Genomic DNA, 18,231 nt, shown 5'->3' with positions numbered 1-18,231 from the left:
TGGGAGTCATCTCTCACCAATGCTGCAAGGGGCGGGGTTTTCCTCAATTGCCAATAATTTCCTCCTGTGGTCATAGCGAAATATATTCCGTTTGGGATCTGAAAACATAGTGGAGTCCTTATGAATTTCTCTCTGGTTCGTCGCCAACTGGTGATGGGTGTGATGTCTCTGGCGCTGGTAGCGGGTCTCTCCTCCAGTGCATTTGCTGCTGAAGAAAACCTGCTGAATAAAGTGAAAGAGCGCGGTTCACTGCTGGTGGGGCTGGAAGGCACCTATCCGCCGTTCAGCTTCCAGGACGAAAACGGCAAGCTGGCCGGTTTCGAAGTGGATTTTGCCACCGCGCTGGCGCAGCACCTCGGCGTGAAAGCGAGCCTGAAGCCGACCAAATGGGACGGGATGCTGGCTTCGCTGGACTCCAAACGTATCGATGTGGTGATCAACCAGGTGACCATCTCCGACGAGCGTAAGAAGAAATATGATTTCTCCACCCCTTACACAATCTCTGGTATTCAGGCGCTGACCAAAAAAGCCAACGCGGCCAGCATCACCAAACCCGAAGATCTGAGCGGTAAGAAAGTCGGCGTCGGTCTGGGCTCCAACTATGAGCAGTGGGTTCGCGCCAACGTGAAGGACGTGGATGTCCGCACTTATGATGATGACCCGACCAAATATCAGGATCTGCGCGTGGGCCGTATCGATGCCATCCTGGTTGACCGCCTGGCAGCGTTGGATCTGGTGAAAAAAACCGGTGACACGCTGGCAGTCGCCGGTCCCGCCTTCTCCCGTCAGGAGTCTGGCGTTGCGCTGCGCAAAGGGAATACCCAGTTGCTGGACGCCATCAACAAAGCCATTGCCGACATGCAGAAAGACGGTACGATGGCTAAACTGTCGGAAAAATGGTTTGGCGCGGACGTAACTAAATAATGCAGGAAAGTATTCAACTGGTGCTGGATTCAGCACCTTTTTTATTAAAAGGGGCAGTCTTCACGCTGCAGTTAAGCATCGGTGGAATGTTCTTCGGGCTGGTGCTCGGGTTTATTCTGGCGATGATGCGCCTGTCGCACTTCTGGCCGATTTCCTGGCTGTCGCGTTTCTACGTATCGGTTTTTCGTGGCACACCGCTGATTGCTCAGCTGTTTATGATCTACTACGGTTTGCCACAGTTCGGTATTGAACTGGATCCGATCCCTTCGGCAATGATTGGCCTGTCGCTGAACACCGCAGCCTATGCCTCTGAGTCACTGCGTGGGGCGATTGCCGCTATCGAGCGGGGACAGTGGGAAGCTGCCGCGAGTATTGGTATGACGCGCTGGCAGACCCTGCGCCGCGTTGTTTTGCCGCAGGCCGCCCGCACCGCGCTGCCACCGTTAGGCAACAGCTTTATCAGCCTGGTGAAGGACACCTCGCTGGCCGCCACCATTCAGGTGCCGGAGTTGTTCCGTCAGGCGCAGCTGATCACTTCCCGGACGCTGGAAGTGTTCACCATGTACCTCGCCGCCTCGCTGATTTACTGGGTGATGGCCACGGTACTCTCCTGGCTGCAGAGCAGGCTGGAAGATCGCGTTAATCGTCAGGATCGGGAGCCAAAATGAGTGCCATCGAAGTCAGCAAACTGGTTAAACAGTTCAACGGTCAGACGGTGCTGCAGGGCATTGATCTTGAAGTCGCTTCCGGGGAAGTGGTGGCGATTATCGGCCCCAGCGGCTCGGGTAAAACCACGCTGCTGCGCAGCATTAACCTGCTGGAAACGCCGGACAGCGGTACTATTCAGGTCGGTAATATCCGCATTGATGCCACAGCAGGCATGAACCGGCAGAAAGAGCAGGTTCGTCAGCTGCGCCAGCAGGTGGGCTTTGTGTTCCAGAGCTTCAACCTGTTCCCACACCGCTCGGTGCTGGAAAATATCATTGAAGGGCCAACCATCGTCAAGCGTGAGCCAAAAGCGGAAGCGATTGCCCGTGCCCGACAGCTGCTGGATAAAGTGGGTCTGCATGGCAAAGAGGACAGCTACCCCCGTCGTCTTTCCGGTGGGCAGCAGCAGCGTGTGGCAATCGCCCGTGCGCTGGCCATGAGGCCGGAAGTGATTCTGTTCGACGAACCGACCTCGGCGCTCGATCCGGAGCTGGTGGGGGAAGTGCTAAGCACCATCCGCGCACTGGCAGAAGAGAAGCGAACGATGGTGATAGTGACCCACGAAATGAGCTTTGCCCGTGATGTGGCCGATCGCGCCATCTTTATGGATCAGGGGAAAATTGTGGAACAGGGCCCGGCGAAAGAGCTGTTCGCTAACCCACAGCAGCCCCGTACCCGCCAGTTTCTCGACAAGTTTTTAAATGCATAACGGAATTATCGCCGGTCGATCCGGCGAAGTTCCTGGTCGGGCCAGCGCGGCCTGACTTTCCGTAAGGTTAATCTTAAATATCCTTTCAGCAGACTCAGATAAATGGCTGTTCAGATATTTCCTGGTGTTTTTACGCTTTACTTATGTCTGGCGTAGCAGCGCCATTTAAGATAAACCTCATGGTCATTTAAATAATAAAAGTAAATAATCTGTGAAGTATCTAATGATTCCTTTGGGGCCGATAATATCGGCCTTTTGTATTTTATTATCGTCACATTCAGTGCCAGAAAATAATAAAAATACACATTATCGGGATTCAGTATTCACCCGAAAATTTACACATCTACAGATAACGTTCGGAGTAATATAATGAATACTACTCAGAAAAAAGACATCACCTGGGTGAACAGCCTTAAGGGTGGGTGTATTTTACTTGTCGTACTGTATCACGTGGTTTTGCCAGGCTATGCCGAAATGATCCCCCATCTGACCGCAGGGTTTATCCCGGCGAAATTGTGGGTGGCGTTCAATTATTATCTCTCACCGCTGCGTATGCCCGCTTTCTTCTTCGTTTCCGGGCTGCTGGCAACCAACGGAATTATCAATCGTCCGTGGAAGCAGGTTTTTACCAGTCGCGTCACTAATTTATTTTATCTTTATTTCCTCTGGGGAATAATCCAGTGGCTGATGATCCGAGGGGTATCCAATGAAATCATGGGTGCGCAACTGTCAAACAATACCAATGCGGCCTGGGCTGATTCCCCACTGGAATTTATCAAGCTGATGCTGCTGGCAATGAGTTCATCGTGGTATTTATATGCGCTGGGGCTGTTCTTTGTCTTTGCCAAAATATTCAAAGAACAAAAGGCGGCGATGATAATTATTGCTCTGATGCTGAATTATGCCGCCGTGACTAAAATCATCCCTGGCTGGGGTCCGGAGAGCTTGTCGCAGTATCTTATCTTCTTCCTGCTGGGCACGTTCTGCAGCAATATAGTGATGCGCTGGAGTGAATGGCACCGCAGTAATTTTCTGCCATGGGCGGCGCTGGTGGTGCTGGCTGGTGCGCATGCCGCGATGGGCGTTACGGGAAGTCTGTTCCTCTGCGTGTTGGCGATCCTGATGTGTATCGCCCTCTGCCGGGCGCTGAATAAAGTGTTCACTATGAGCTGGCTGAACTGGATTGGTCGCAACACGCTGCAGATCTACGTGCTGCACCGCATTTTTATCGAGTTCTTTGGCATGTCAGCCATTCTGTTTGCAGAACGGCACCATCTCTTTGCCAGCAAAGCGTTCTCGATGCTGTGGGCGGCCGGTTTCCCGATTGCGATGGTTGCGGTCTGTGCTGCCTGTTCGGTGGGGATCTGGACGCTGCTGAACCGCGGCGTGGGGAAAAACCTGTTTATCTATCCGAAACTGCTGCGAATGAAGTTTGATGTCTGAAGAAAAGGGGCGGGATCTGACTACCGCCCCTTGCTTTACCTGTTAACCAATCGTCATCAGGCTGGCGTTCCCGCCCGCCGCTGCGGTATTAACGCTGAGAGAGCGCTCAATCAGCAGGCGCTCCAGCAGCAGATTGGTTTCCGCGCGGGCAAAGCCCTGCACAGAAACAATTGCTCCTTCACGCGCCGCCACGGCCTCGCAAACTGTCCGCAACTGATCGGCATCACCGTGATAAATCACTGCATCGAACTCGTTCTGCTGCGCGATCGGATCGGCCGCAAAGTCGATACGTTCCTTCACTGCTGCGGGCAGCTTTTTAAACACCGCGCGATGCATTTCGTCATCGCTCCACAACGCCCGGCTGCCCGTTGCCGTCACCGCAGCCAGCTGGATCAACGTATCTTCTTCGTTATCCGCCACGCACAGCACCCGCTCACGCGGCAGCAGGGCGAAGGTGTTGCGTTCACCTGTCGGTCCCGGCAGCAGGCGAACGGTCCCGCCCTGGCCCTGCTCGGCATAACGGGTGCACAGGGCTGCCAGATCCGCATTATCTTTTGCCCACCCGGTCAGCGCCTGATGGGCCGCCAGCAGAGTCGGACGCAGTGCCGCATCGACCGGGCGTTCCCCATCCTGACGATCCAGCGTCACACGCAGCGCACCTTCCGGCCGGTTGGAAAGCAGGCGGTACAGATACAGAGGGCCGCCTGCTTTTGGACCGGTGCCGGAGAGGCCTTCCCCACCAAACGGCTGCACGCCAACTACCGCACCGACCATATTCCGGTTCACATAGAGGTTGCCCACATGCGCCCGGTTGGTGACCTGGCTGATGGTCTCATCGATACGGGTATGCACGCCCAGCGTCAGGCCGTAACCGGAAGCGTTGATCTGTTCAATCACCTGCGGCAGCGTGCTGCGGTTGTAGCGCACCACGTGCAGCACCGGCCCGAACACTTCTTTATCCAGGTCGGCAACGCTCTGCAGCTCAATCAGCGTGGGCTGAATAAATGTGCCGCTCTGCCACTCTTTACTGTCCTGCTCGTTCGGCTGGGCGGCCTGGTATACGGCCATCCCTTTGGTGCGCATTGCCTGGATGTGACGCTCGATATTCTGCTTCGCTTCGGCATCAATCACCGGCCCGATATCGGTGGAGAGGCGCTCAGGATTCCCCATGCGGCACTCGGCCATTGCGCCGCGCAGCATCTTCAGGGTGTGGTCCGCCACGTCTTCCTGTACACAGAGCAGACGCAGAGCGGAACAACGCTGGCCGGCACTGTCGAACGCAGAAGCGACGATGTCGATCACCACCTGTTCGGTCAGCGCGGAAGAGTCAACGATCATCGCGTTCATGCCACCGGTTTCCGCGATCAGCGGAGTCGGGCGGCCCTGCGGATCCAGACGCCCGGCCAGGTTGCGCTGCAGCAATGTGGCAACCGCTGTCGAACCGGTGAACATCACGCCACGCACGCGAGGATCGCCAGTCAGTTGAGCGCCCACTGTTTCACCCAGGCCTGGCAGTAATTGCAGTGCGCCAGCGGGGACGCCTGCTTCATGCAGCAATGCCACGGCAGCGGCTGCCACCAGTGGCGTTTGTTCAGCCGGTTTCGCCAGCACGCTGTTTCCCGCCGCAAGCGCAGCAGCAATCTGACCGGTGAAAATTGCCAGCGGGAAGTTCCACGGGCTGATGCAGACGACCGGCCCAAGTGGACGGTGGGTCTCGTTGTCGAAATCTTCACGAACCTGGCCCGCGTAGTAATACAGGAAGTCGACGGCTTCACGCACTTCAGCAATCGCGTTGCTGAAGGTTTTACCCGCTTCGCGCACCAGAATGCCGAGCAGACGCTGCAGCTGCCCTTCCATCAGGATCGCGGCACGCTCAAGAATGGCGGCACGCTCCTGCGGTGGGGTGGCGAACCAGATCGGTCCGGCGTTCACTGCGGCATCCAGCGCGGTGGAAACATCTGCCTCGCTGGCGTAACGCACATAGCCGACAATGTCAGCCGGTTCCGCCGGGTTGATCACCGGCAGCGGCTCGCCACTGTTTGCCTCACCGTCAATCATCGGCAGGGCCTGCCACGGCTGGATTGCGCTGTTGAGCAGGGCGCTGGACAGTGAGGCCAGACGATGTTCGTTAGCCATATCCAGTCCGGCTGAATTCTGGCGTTCAGGACCATACAGATCGCGCGGCAGAGGAATTTTAGGATGCGGCAGGCCAACGGCTCCTTCGGTCCGCGCCATCTTCTCTACGTCTTCTACCGGATCGGCAACCAGGTCTTCAATGGCCAGTGTGTTATCCGCTATGCGGTTTACAAACGAGGTGTTGGCCCCGTTTTCCAGCAGGCGGCGCACCAGGTAGGCCAGCAACGTTTCGTGAGTTCCCACCGGCGCATAAATCCGGCATGGACGGTTGAGCTTTCCGTCGGCCACTTTGCCCACCACCTGCTCATACAGCGGTTCGCCCATGCCGTGCAGGCACTGGAACTCGTACTGACCAGGATAGTAGTTATTGCCCGCCAGCTGGTAGATCGCCGCCAGCGTATGGGCGTTGTGGGTGGCGAACTGCGGATAGATCAGGTTCGGCACCGCCAGCAGTTTGCGGGCGCAGGCCAGATAAGAGATGTCGGTATAGACCTTGCGGGTATAGACCGGATAGCCTTCCAGCCCCTCCACCTGGGCACGTTTAATCTCGCTGTCCCAGTAAGCCCCTTTCACCAGGCGGATCATCAGACGACGACGGCTGCGCTGCGCCATGTCGATCAGGGAATCGATCACAAACGGGCAGCGTTTCTGATAGGCCTGGATCACAAAGCCAATGCCGTTCCAGCCCTCAAGATCTGGCTCGAAGCAGAGTTTCTCCAGCAGATCGAGTGACAGCTCCAGCCGGTCGGCTTCTTCCGCATCAATATTGATCCCGATGTCGTAAGAGCGGGCCAGCAGGGTCAGCGATTTGAGGATCGGATAAAGCTCGCTGATCACGCGGTCGTACTGTGCACGGCTGTAACGTGGATGCAGGGCAGAGAGCTTGATGGAGATGCCCGGCCCTTCATAAATACCGCGGCCATTCGAGGCTTTGCCGATGGCGTGGATCGCCTGCTGATAGGAAACCAGATAGGCCTTTGCATCCTGCGCGGTGAGGGCGGCTTCGCCCAGCATATCGTAGGAGTAGCGGAAGCCTTTCTCTTCCAGCTTGCGTGCATTCGCCAGCGCTTCGGCAATCGTCTCGCCGGTCACAAACTGCTCGCCCATCAGGCGCATTGCCATATCCACGCCTTTACGGATTAAAGGCTCGCCGCTCTTACCGATAATGCGGTTAAGCGAGCTGGAAAGATTGGCTTCGTTATGAGTAGAGACCAGGCGGCCGGTGAACAGCAGGCCCCAGGTGGCAGCGTTAACAAACAGGGAAGGGCTGCGGCCCAGGTGTGACTGCCAGTTACCGTTGCTGATTTTGTCGCGGATCAGCGCGTCGCGGGTAGGTTTGTCGGGAATACGCAACAGCGCTTCTGCGAGGCACATCAGTGCAACCCCTTCCTGTGAGGATAAGGAGAACTCCTGCAGCAGGCTTTGCACCATTCCGGCACGACCGGTTGCACCTTTCTGGTGCCTCAGGCTGGTCGCCAGCTGATGAGCCAGGCGGTAGGTTTGCTGTGCCAGTGCGGCAGGCAGACGCGCCTGTTCCAGTATCATTGGCACCGCTTCCGTTTCAGGACGACGCCATGCGGAGGTGATAGCCGCGCGGCTCACCGACTGTGGCAATATGGCCTCGGCGAAGTCGAGGAAGGGCTGACGCGGTTCTTCAGCAGGGGAGTCTTCGGCTTCCTGCACTACCGCCTGTAAAGGAATTTCCGGCATGGCATCGCCACGTTCCAGCTGCTCCAGATAGTTAAAGATAGCCTGTTTAATCAGCCAGTGTGGGGTGCGATCAATCTGGCTGGCCGCCTGTCTGATCCGCTCGCGCGTGGCTTCATCCAGCTTCACGCCCATGGTGGTTGTGCCCATGCCTGAGAACTCCTTGCAAAGAAATTACGATGTTGGCAAGCAATATCACTTAAGTTGCAACTTTGTGCAACTGTGTTAAATGTGACCCTGTTTGCAGACTTTAAATCCACCGCTGGAAAAGCGGCATGGTTATTTCTGCAAGAATCCGGCCAGAGTGTGGAGTGGCAATAATACCTGGTTTTAAAGAGGTTTTTCAGGGTGCAACCAGCGATACTGTGATCCAGTGCAACCTGTTGACACTTTATCCGCACCGGAAGGTGAAATGACTGTAACTGCTGTGTTAAATCGTTTGTGCGTAAAAGCGGTTTACGGCAGGATACCCCGCCCCGGGTTAACGGTGGTGGCGCTGCTACGTTCCGGCAGTGCTGGCTGAAAGCCCGGATTGCGCTTTAACAATTATAAATGGAGAACCTGATGACAGTAAGCACACCAATGATGGTGACTTTTTGCGTTTATATCCTCGGCATGGTGCTGATCGGTTTTATTGCCTGGCGATCGACCAGGAATTTTGATGACTACATCCTTGGCGGACGAAGTCTGGGAAGCCTGGTTACCGCGTTGTCCGCCGGCGCTTCTGATATGAGCGGCTGGCTGCTGATGGGCCTGCCCGGCGCGATCTTCCTCTCGGGCATCTCCGAAAGCTGGATTGCCATTGGCCTGACTATCGGTGCCTGGCTCAACTGGAAAATCGTCGCTGGCCGCCTGCGCGTGCAGACCGAGCATCATGACAACGCGCTGACGTTGCCTGACTTTTTCTCCAGCCGTTTTGAGGACAAAAGCAAACTGCTGCGGGTAATATCCGCGCTGGTTATTCTGGTCTTCTTCACTATCTACTGTGCTTCCGGCATCGTGGCAGGGGCGCGTTTGTTCGAAAGCACCTTCGGTATGAGCTATGAAACGGCGCTGTGGGCCGGTGCTGCTGCGACTATTATTTATACCTTTGTCGGCGGGTTCCTCGCCGTGAGCTGGACCGATACTGTGCAGGCCAGCCTGATGATCTTCGCGCTGATCCTCACACCGGTGATGGTCATTTTCGCGGTAGGTGGCCTGGGCGATTCGCTGGCTGTCATTGAGGCAAAGAGCGTTGAAAACCTCGATATGCTGAAGAACCTGAACTTTGTGGCGGTGATTTCTCTGCTGGGCTGGGGACTGGGTTACTTCGGTCAGCCGCATATTCTTGCCCGCTTCATGGCGGCAGATTCGCACCGCTCAATCCGTACCGCCCGCCGTATCGGTATGGCGTGGATGATCCTGTGCCTGGCTGGCGCCGTGGCAGTCGGTTTCTTTGGCATTGCTTACTTCCAGAACCATCCGGAGCAGGCCGCAGGCGTAACTCAGAATGGCGAGCGGATCTTTATTGAGCTGGCCCGTATTCTGTTCAATCCCTGGATTGCCGGAATTCTGCTGTCGGCCATTCTGGCAGCGGTGATGTCCACCCTGAGCTGCCAGCTGCTGGTATGCTCCTCGGCGCTGACTGAAGATCTGTATAAAAACTTCCTGCGCAAGCACGCATCCCAGCGCGAGCTGGTCTGGGTTGGTCGTGCGATGGTACTGCTGGTGGCGGTGATTGCTATTGCGCTGGCCTCCAATCCTGAAAACCGCGTGCTGGGCCTGGTGAGCTACGCCTGGGCCGGTTTTGGTGCCGCCTTCGGTCCGGTGGTGCTGTTCTCGCTGATCTGGAAGCGGATGACCCGCAACGGCGCACTCGCCGGGATGGTGATCGGTGCGGCGACCGTGCTGGTATGGAAACAGTATGCCTGGCTGGATCTGTATGAAATCATCCCTGGCTTCCTGTTCGCCAGCGTGGCGATCGTGCTGGTCAGCCTGATGGGCCGCGAGCCTTCAGCCGCAGCGCAGCAACGTTTTGCCGCTGCCGAGGCCGAATATAACGCGGATTAAACTTTTCGGGCCGCACTCCGCGGCCCCTTTTCTTAACGCCCTCTGACTTCCACTTAATTCCAGCATTCAGACCTTCGGACTGATTAGCCCTCCCTGTCCCATCTCCTCAGGCTCAGCACACTTGTCGCTGCTTTTTGGCAAAATACGAAAATACCCGGTTGCCCACTTGTATTTTCTTGCACGATAATGATAATCGGTATCGTTTCGATTTACGTTTCTTTACCCGAACTGAACTTCTTTCACACGCGAGGGTGTTGGCATGTTTGTCCCGTTTCTCATTATGTTACGCGAAGGGCTGGAAGCCGCGCTGATCGTCAGCCTGATTGCCAGTTACCTGAAGCGCACCCAACGCAGTGAATGGTTTGGGGCTATGTGGGCAGGGGTGTTTCTCGCCGCCGCGCTGTGCCTCGGTTTGGGCTATTTCATCAATGAAACCACCGGCGAGTTCCCACAGAAAGAGCAGGAACTGTTTGAGGGAATTGTGGCGGTGATCGCCGTCTGTATCCTGACCTGGATGGTGTTCTGGATGCGCAAAGTGTCACGCAACGTGAAGGCGCAACTGGAAGGCGCAGTCGACAATGCCCTGCAGAAAGGCAAGGGCAGTGGCTGGGCGCTGATTGGCATGGTGTTCCTGGCCGTGGCGCGCGAAGGGCTGGAGTCGGTATTCTTCCTGCTGGCGGCATTCCAGCAGGACGTTGGCATTGCACCTCCTCTCGGAGCGATGCTGGGCCTGGCGACCGCCATCATCCTTGGCATGTTGCTCTACTGGGGCGGCGTGCGTCTGAACCTGGCGGCATTCTTCAAATGGACCAGCCTGTTCATTCTCTTTGTTGCTGCCGGGCTGGCCGCTGGTGCGATCCGCGCCTTCCATGAGGCCGGTTTGTGGAACCACTTCCAGGACGTGGCGTTTGACCTGAGCAATTCGCTCTCCACCAGTACGCTGTTCGGTACGCTGCTGGAAGGCTTCTTCGGCTACCAGGAAACCCCAAGCGTCAGCGAAGTGGCGGTCTGGTTTATCTATTTAATACCCGCGCTACTGCTGTTCTTTTTGCCCGCGCGCCCTGAGGCTGCTGCAATACGCACTTCGCGTTAAGCCTCTCTCCGTGCCTGCCTGGCAGGCATTACTTTTTTCACAGGGATTAACTTATGACTCTTCGTTTTCGTCAGTCTGCGCTGACTGCTGCACTCCTTGCTCTGCTGGCCGGTTCTTCTGCTGCGATGGCGGCGGATGTTCCTCAGGTTAAAATCACTGTGAATGACAAACAGTGCGATCCGATGACCGTTACCGTCAACGCCGGTAAAACCCAGTTTGTGATCCAGAACAACAGCCAGAAAGGGCTGGAGTGGGAGATCCTGAAAGGGGTGATGGTGGTGGAAGAGCGCGAGAATATTGCGCCAGGTTTCACGCAGAAACTGACTGCCAACCTGGAAGCGGGTGAGTACGACCTTACCTGCGGCCTGCTGAGCAACCCGAAAGGCAAGCTGATTGTGAAAGGGACTAACGGCCCGTCCAACGGCAAGCCGGACGTGATGCAGCTGGTGGGACCGATTGCAGAATACAAGGTGTATGTCACCAAAGAAGTGGCCGAACTGGTTGCCGGAACCAAAGCCTTCACTGACGCGGTGAAAGCGGGCGATATCGAAAAAGCCAAAGCCCTGTATGCGCCAACCCGTAAACACTACGAGCGTATCGAACCGATTGCCGAGCTGTTCTCCGATCTCGACAGCAGCATTGATGCCCGTGAAGATGACTACGAGAAGAAAGCTGAAGATCCTAAGTTCACCGGCTGGCACCGCCTGGAAAAAGCGCTTTTTGGTGACAACAGCACCAAAGGCATGAGCGAGTATGCTGACAAGCTGAACACCGACACGCTGGATCTGCAGAAGCGCGTTGACGAGCTGGCCTTCCCGCCGAGCAAAGTCGTCGGTGGCGCTGCGGGTCTGATCGAAGAGGTTGCCTCCAGCAAGATCTCCGGCGAAGAAGACCGTTACAGCCGTACCGATCTCTCTGACTTCCAGGCGAATGTCGATGGCGCACAGAAAATTGTCGACCTGCTGCGTCCAATGCTGCAGAAAGCCGATGCCGCGCTGCTGGCTAAAGTTGATGTCAACTTCAGGAAAGTTGACAGCATTCTCTCGAAATATCGTACCAAAGACGGCTACGAATCTTACGACAAGCTGACCGACGCTGACCGCAATGCGATGAAAGGCCCGATCACCACCCTGGCGGAAGATTTGTCCAAACTGCGTGGTACGCTGGGTCTGGATTAATTGATCATGGCAAGACAACCTTCTGACAACGCACTGCTCGCTTCGCGTCGTCGTTTACTGAAAGGAATGGGCATCCTCAGCGGTGCCCTCGCTGTCAGCGGCGGCTGTCCGGTTCATGCCGCCCCGGATAATAAATCCTTCTCGCCGGGTGCGTTGTCACCTAATGCCCGGCAGGAAGCGCAGCCTTACTATGGCCCGCATCAGGCGGGCATCATCACGCCGCAACAGGCGTCGATGATGCTGGTGGCCTTCGACGTGCTGGCAACGGATAAGGCCGATCTGGAACGCCTGTTCCGCCTGCTGGATAACCGCATCGCTTTTCTCACCAAAGGTGGCAAAGCGCCGCTGGTGACCAATCCGCAGCTGCCGCCAATGGACTCCGGGATCCTCGGTGATGATATCTATCCGGATAACCTGACCATTACCGTTTCAGCCGGTCACTCACTGTTCGACGACCGCTATGGTCTGCAGGCCCACAAGCCGCTGAAGCTGCAGGCAATGACCCGCTTTCCTAACGATGCGCTGGATGGCAGCCTGTGTCACGGCGATCTGCTGCTGCAAATCTGCGCCAACACCAACGACACGGTGATCCACGCGCTGCGCGATATCATCAAGCACTCGCCGGATCTTCTTAGCGTGCGCTGGCGGCGGGAAGGGTTTATTTCCGACCATGCCGCACGCAGCAAAGGGAAAGAGACGCCGATTAACCTGCTGGGCTTTAAGGATGGTACGGCCAATCCTGACACCAGCAATCAGCCGCTGATGGAGTCCATTCTGTGGGTGTCGGCGGAGCAGGGGGAACCGGCCTGGGCGGTGAACGGCAGCTATCAGGCGGCGCGAATTATCCAGTTTCACGTGGAATTCTGGGATCGTACGCCGCTGCAGGAGCAGCAGACCATCTTTGGCCGCGTGAAGCACAGCGGCGCGCCTCTGGGGATGCAGAACGAGCACGATGTGCCGGATTATGCCAGCGATCCTGACGGCAACATCACGCCAATGGATGCGCATATTCGCCTGGCTAACCCGCGTACGCCGGAAACGCAAAATAACCTGATGCTGCGCCGTGGCTACAGTTATTCCCTTGGCGTTTCCAATGCCGGCCAGCTGGAAATGGGCCTGCTTTTCGTCTGTTATCAGCATGATTTGGAAAAAGGCTTTCTGACTGTGCAAAAAAGGCTCAACGGCGAAGCGCTTGAAGAATATATCAGGCCGATCGGCGGCGGTTACTTTTTTGTTCTGCCGGGTGTTCCTGATGATAAACATTATCTTGGGCAATCTTTGCTGGAAGCATGAGTGATTTTTTCTGGCCTCCTGCCCGTGTTCCGTGCGGGAGGTTGTTTTTTGCGCAAATAAACCATTCGGTCGATTTTCCTGACCAGATGACGAAAGTTCCTAAATATTTTTCAGCTGTCGTTATTATCCAACTGCATGATTTACAAGATAAGTTTAATTTAGTAACGCTTTACTTCCCGGTTATATTGGAATTTTTACTCGTCTGAAGTAAAAATTGATGTTGCATTCAGGTTCAAATCTGTTGCACTTTATTCACATCAGATGTCGGCAGTGTTCCTGTGTCCACCACGGAGATCGCGAATGGTAAAGTCCTTTAACGGACAGGAGCGTCAGAAAATACATATCGCTTACCCTCGTGAGGGCCTTACTGCCCCAACGACTTCCTCTTCTCTTTACCATTCCAGCATTCATTCTGAATTCAGTGTAACCCGGTGCCCGGCGGCGTTCGTACAACGCTGTGTACCGCTCTTAACGGCCAGACAAGGCTTAAAAGGAAGCCACCAAAACCTCTAAAGCGTTCACGTAATCGCGTCGATAATAAAGATGCGGGAAATGAAACCAACTGTAAGGTGCCACTATGGGAAGACAGAAAGCAGTGATCAAAGCTCGTCGTGAAGCAAAACGTGTGCTTCGTAGCGATTCACGCAGTCACCGTCAGCGTGAAGAAGAATCGGTCACCTCGCTGGTGCAGATGGGTGGGTTGGACTCCATTGGCATGGCTCGCGACACCCGCGACCACTCGCCGATTGAAGCCCGTAATGAAGCTCAGGCGCACTATCTCAAAGCCATAGAAAGCAAACAGCTGATCTTCGCTACCGGCGAAGCAGGCTGCGGTAAAACCTGGATCAGCGCCGCAAAAGCGGCCGAGGCCCTGATACATAAGGATGTTGACAGGATCATAGTGACGCGGCCTGTGCTGCAGGCGGATGAGGATCTCGGGTTCCTGCCCGGGGATATCTCAGAGAAATTCGCTCCGTACTTCCGGCCCGTGTATGACGTTCTGGTTAAACGTCTCGGTTCTTCCTTTATGCAATATTGTCTGCGTCCCGAAATCGGTAAGGTGGAGATCGCTCCCTTTGCCTATATGCGTGGGCGTACCTTCGAAAATGCCGTGGTGATACTGGATGAGGCGCAAAATGTCACCGCCGCTCAGATGAAGATGTTCCTGACCCGACTCGGGGAAAACGTAACCGTTATCGTCAACGGCGATGTCACCCAGTGTGACCTGCCGTCCCATGTGCAGTCTGGTCTCAGCGATGCCCTGGCCCGCTTTGAGGATGACGAGATGGTAAGCGTGGTGCGTTTTGGTAAAGAAGACTGCGTACGTTCACAGCTCTGCCAGCGTACGCTGTTGGCCTACGGTTAATCACCGTTTGACGCTGATTCTGTGAGATATAATCAAGCCCGGACGAGAGTCCGGGCTTTTTTTTGAATCATGGTGGTGAGGGGGGGATTGACTCGCTTTGCTCGCCCTTCGGGCAGTTCGTCCGCGCTGCGTCCGATCTGTCCAACCGGCTGAAGCCGGTTGTCGAACCCCGGCGGGGTTTCTCACCCACCCTCTACTGAGCTATATGCGAAAAAAAAGCCCGAACGCGAGTTCAGGCTCTTCTTTAAATTATGGCGGTGAGGGGGGGATTCGAACCCCCGATACGTTGCCGTATACACACTTTCCAGGCGTGCTCCTTCAGCCACTCGGACACCTCACCACAAATACTGCTTCGCCGGCTGGGGCGACGGGGCGCTACTATAGGGAGTCGCCTGATTCTGGTCAAGCAAAATTTTCTTTTTATTCTGGCAGGTTAAGACCTGGCCAGCTCCCGTTCCGCGCGGCTGTCAGGGCTTGCAGCCAGTGCGGGCAATTGTCATCAGGATGACATTTATCTGACGCAAAAATGACATGGTTGTGTCGCAGACTGGCTCCCTGAAACTTTTAGCAAAACTTTTTCACGGAGCGTCGACTTAATGAAACATAAAACCCTGCTCACCCTGTCCCTGATCGCCACCGTCTTATCTGCTAACGCCTGGGCTGATATTGCAGCATACAGCCGCGCTGCTCAGGGAGATATCACTCAACCGGGCGGAGCACGTCGGCTGACAGAAGATCAGACCGAAGCGCTGAAAGCCTCCCTCAGCAACAGCAAGGCGAAGAATGTCATCCTGCTGATTGGCGATGGTATGGGAGATTCAGAAATCACTGCCGCACGTAACTATGCGGAAGGGGCAGGCGGTTTTTTTAAAGGGATTGATGCTCTGCCGTTAACCGGCCAGTACACGCATTATGCGCTGGATAAAAAAACGCATAAGCCTGACTACGTCACCGATTCTGCTGCCTCGGCCACGGCATGGAGCACCGGCGTTAAATCTTATAACGGGGCACTCGGCGTGGATGTGACTGGCAAAGATCATCCGACAATAATGGAACTGGCTAAAGCCGCAGGCAAAGCAAGCGGTAACGTCTCCACGGCCGAGCTGGAAGATGCCACACCTGCCGCGCAAATTGCTCATGTCACTTCCCGTAAATGCTACGGCCCGGAAAAGACCAGTGAGATTTGCCCGGCGAACGCGCTGGAGAAGGGTGGCAAGGGATCGATAGCCGAACAGTTGCTGAATGCCCGCGCTGATGTCACGTTGGGCGGCGGTGGCAAAACATTCAGCGAAACGGCGAAGGCTGGCGAGTGGCAGGGCAAGACACTGGAAGAGCAGGCTAAGCTGCGCGGTTACCAGTTAATCAGCGATTTGAACAGTCTGAATGCAGTTACAGAAGCCAGCCAGGCTAATCCCGTGCTGGGACTGTTTGCTGGCGGCAATATGCCGGTGCGCTGGAAAGGCCCGAAAGCCACCTATCACGGTAACCTGGACGGAAAAACGGTGACCTGTGAAGTGAATGCGGAGCGTCCGGCTTCGACGCCAACCCTGGCGCAGATGACGGATAAGGCCATCCAGCTACTGAGCAAAAATGAGAACGGCTTCTTCCTGCAGGTGGAAGGGGCTTCTATCGACAAGCAGGACCACGCGGCCAATTCTTGTGGGCAGATCGGTGAAACGGTGGACCTGGACGAAGCGGTACAGCAGGCGCTGGAGTTTGCCCGTAAAGAGGGCAATACGCTGGTGGTGGTAACCGCCGATCATGCACACTCCAGCCAGATCATTGCCAATGACAGTAAAGCTCCGGGAGTGACGCAAACGCTGAATACCAGAGAGGGCGGCCTGATGACCATCAGCTACGGCAACTCAGAAGAGGATTCGCAGGGCCATACCGGTACACAGTTACGTATCGCAGCATTTGGTCCTCATGCCGCGAACGTGGTCGGGCTGACCGATCAGACTGACCTGTTCTACACGCTGAAAACGGCGATGGAGATTAAGTGATTTTAGCTGATTGACGTGTTACTGACGCTGCCGGTGCCCGCCATTATGCTGTTGCGGTGTTACAGCCCGGGCCGGCAGCTATTTTGTTAAATTTTGCACTGAACGGAACCAGGGGCACTGTTTTTTCACTCACGTTTACACCCTAACTCACCGTGTGGAAAATCCTATGTCAGTGGACAGTCTCAGATCGGCGGGCTACATCAATCATCCGCAACCATCAGAAAACAGTTTTGGTTCAGGCTTTGGGACTTCGGATCTGTCCTGTAAAACAAACACCTCAGGACAGTCTGGCGGCGGTATTAATTATGGCGCGACACAATCTGGTGGCAGTGCCCTGAACTTCGGCAACAGCATGTCGCAAAGTCGTTCTGCGGTTGATGAAGTTGGTTCTGGCAGCAACACACAAAATTCCGGCGGAGAACTCAACCAGCAGATTTTGCAGGTAGTGAGTGAACTGCTCAAAATGGTGATGCAGCTTCTGCAGCAAAATAGTGGCAACAGCAATAACGACAGCAGCAGCTCGCCAGCAACAAGTTCTGGAAGTTCAGGCAGTAGTCCATCAGCCGCTGATGTTGGAGCGGCAACCGCCAGCAACGTAGCGCAACCGCAGGAGAATGCTGGCGCTAGCACCCCGGCGCAATCAGCATCTTCCACCGCCATCGATTCCAGTGGCGCTGATAACCTGTCGTCTTCCACTGCCAGCACGGATCCTGATTCCGCTACCAGCGCCACTCCGGCTTCTGGCAAGCCGGTGGGGAGCGGGCCGCGATCGTTCGATATTACCAATAACGAAGACCATGATATTTCGCTCGGAATGTTCGATAAGGACAATAATAAAGTTGCGGAGATGAAGCTCAAACCCGGTGAGACGGGAACAATGAACTACCAGAATGATTTTACCGGCGTAATCAAGCAGGCGGACGCCGACGGTAAATATCAGGACAGCGCCAGCCGACTGGAGTTTTACAATGGTTTTGTGAATACCAGCGACATTGATGGACGTAACGCATCAATCAGCGCTACCGACCACAATGGCTTTAATATTGGGGACAACAAAAGTATCGCTGACGGTGCTCCGTCCAATATCGTTTCAGAAGACAGTGCCGGTAATAAAACTATTGCAGGCTGGTACGACGGCTCAAGCGATACCATGAAGGCGGGTGGGCAGTATATGGAGGATCAGTTGGGCACAGGTGATACCTATATCCACCCGAATGACGATCAGCTCGGGCAGGGCAGCAATCCGATGCGCCATACCGATGCGATGAACATTGATGTGAGCTTTGGTAAAGCGTAAAAGCCGGTTGTCGAACCCCGGCGGGGTTTCTCACCCACCCACTACTGTGCAATATGCGAAAAAAAAAGCCCGAACGTAAGTTCGAGCTCTTTTTCGAATTATGGCGGTGAGGGGGGGATTCGAACCCCCGATACGTTGCCGTATACACACTTTCCAGGCGTGCTCCTTCAGCCACTCGGACACCTCACCATATTGTTGTCGCAACTGTGTTGCTGACGGGCGCTAATGTAGGGAAAAGTCCTGCGCCGGTCAACACTCTTTCTCTACTTTTCCGCCCATTTAGCCAGTTTTACAGCAGATTGCTGTTTAAATCGGCAAAAGCGTC

At 55.4% G+C, this 18,231-nt stretch carries 12 protein-coding genes and 2 tRNA genes; 11 read left to right on the top strand and 3 right to left on the bottom strand.

The features are described 5' to 3' along the window. Window positions 1-120: 120 nt before the first annotated feature. From tcyJ to AC3Y5R_RS01400, 4 genes are all read left to right on the top strand, one after another. Window positions 121-924, top strand: a complete 804-nt coding sequence (gene tcyJ / locus AC3Y5R_RS01415; protein ID WP_158784460.1) for a cystine ABC transporter substrate-binding protein — start codon at window positions 121-123, stop codon at window positions 922-924. Further along, entirely contained in the window at window positions 924-1,592 is a 669-nt protein-coding gene (tcyL, locus tag AC3Y5R_RS01410; RefSeq protein WP_158784461.1) for a cystine ABC transporter permease, read from the top strand. The genes tcyJ and tcyL overlap by 1 nt, the downstream gene beginning before the upstream one ends. Beyond that, on the top strand, window positions 1,589-2,341 hold the full coding sequence (gene tcyN, locus AC3Y5R_RS01405) for an L-cystine ABC transporter ATP-binding protein TcyN (RefSeq protein ID WP_489919818.1): 753 nt from the start codon (window positions 1,589-1,591) through the stop codon (window positions 2,339-2,341). The genes tcyL and tcyN overlap by 4 nt, the downstream gene beginning before the upstream one ends. Window positions 2,342-2,710: 369 nt before the next feature. Further along, a complete protein-coding gene (locus AC3Y5R_RS01400; protein WP_489919817.1) occupies window positions 2,711-3,784 on the top strand; it encodes an acyltransferase family protein in 1,074 nt (357 codons plus the stop codon). A 42-nt stretch (window positions 3,785-3,826) separates the two neighbouring features. Here AC3Y5R_RS01400 and putA read toward each other — a convergent pair whose 3' ends face one another. Then, window positions 3,827-7,777 (bottom strand): trifunctional transcriptional regulator/proline dehydrogenase/L-glutamate gamma-semialdehyde dehydrogenase, encoded by a 3,951-nt coding sequence (gene putA, locus AC3Y5R_RS01395; protein WP_489919816.1) that lies wholly within the window; start codon window positions 7,775-7,777, stop codon window positions 3,827-3,829. A 414-nt stretch (window positions 7,778-8,191) separates the two neighbouring features. Here putA and putP point away from each other — a divergent pair, with 414 nt between their 5' ends. From putP to phoH, 5 genes are all read left to right on the top strand, one after another. Next, the gene (gene putP, locus AC3Y5R_RS01390; protein ID WP_489919815.1) at window positions 8,192-9,676 is read left to right on the top strand and encodes a sodium/proline symporter PutP; all 1,485 of its coding nucleotides are present in this window, start codon (window positions 8,192-8,194) and stop codon (window positions 9,674-9,676) included. 259 nt (window positions 9,677-9,935) lie between these two features. Continuing rightward, the gene (gene efeU / locus AC3Y5R_RS01385; RefSeq protein WP_158784466.1) at window positions 9,936-10,769 is read left to right on the top strand and encodes an iron uptake transporter permease EfeU; all 834 of its coding nucleotides are present in this window, start codon (window positions 9,936-9,938) and stop codon (window positions 10,767-10,769) included. Window positions 10,770-10,822: 53 nt separating this feature from the next. Next, the gene (gene efeO, locus AC3Y5R_RS01380; RefSeq protein WP_489919814.1) at window positions 10,823-11,947 is read left to right on the top strand and encodes an iron uptake system protein EfeO; all 1,125 of its coding nucleotides are present in this window, start codon (window positions 10,823-10,825) and stop codon (window positions 11,945-11,947) included. 6 nt (window positions 11,948-11,953) lie between these two features. Then, on the top strand, window positions 11,954-13,240 hold the full coding sequence (gene efeB, locus AC3Y5R_RS01375) for an iron uptake transporter deferrochelatase/peroxidase subunit (RefSeq protein ID WP_489919813.1): 1,287 nt from the start codon (window positions 11,954-11,956) through the stop codon (window positions 13,238-13,240). Window positions 13,241-13,817: 577 nt separating this feature from the next. After that, entirely contained in the window at window positions 13,818-14,606 is a 789-nt protein-coding gene (gene phoH, locus AC3Y5R_RS01370) for a phosphate starvation-inducible protein PhoH (RefSeq protein ID WP_489919812.1), read from the top strand. A gap of 252 nt (window positions 14,607-14,858) precedes the next feature. Here the strand turns inward: phoH and AC3Y5R_RS01365 are convergent. Further along, window positions 14,859-14,946, bottom strand: a tRNA-Ser gene (locus AC3Y5R_RS01365). Between the two features lie 256 nt (window positions 14,947-15,202). On the opposite strand from AC3Y5R_RS01365, the gene phoA reads away from it, so the two are divergent. Both phoA and AC3Y5R_RS01355 read left to right on the top strand, forming a co-directional pair. Then, window positions 15,203-16,609: an alkaline phosphatase gene (phoA, locus tag AC3Y5R_RS01360; protein ID WP_489919811.1), complete on the top strand. Its 1,407-nt coding sequence runs from the start codon at window positions 15,203-15,205 to the stop codon at window positions 16,607-16,609. A gap of 166 nt (window positions 16,610-16,775) precedes the next feature. After that, window positions 16,776-17,906 carry a hypothetical protein gene (locus AC3Y5R_RS01355; protein WP_489919810.1) on the top strand — a complete coding sequence of 377 codons (1,131 nt, stop codon included), beginning with the start codon at window positions 16,776-16,778 and terminating at the stop codon, window positions 17,904-17,906. A gap of 101 nt (window positions 17,907-18,007) precedes the next feature. On the opposite strand, the gene AC3Y5R_RS01350 is transcribed toward AC3Y5R_RS01355, so the two are convergent. Next, window positions 18,008-18,095 (bottom strand) — tRNA-Ser (locus AC3Y5R_RS01350). Window positions 18,096-18,231 lie beyond the last annotated feature (136 nt).

Source organism: Erwinia sp. 009765445 (assembly GCF_058137865.1).
Note: the sequence above shows the minus strand (reverse complement) of the source record. Positions and strands in the feature narration are given on the sequence as shown.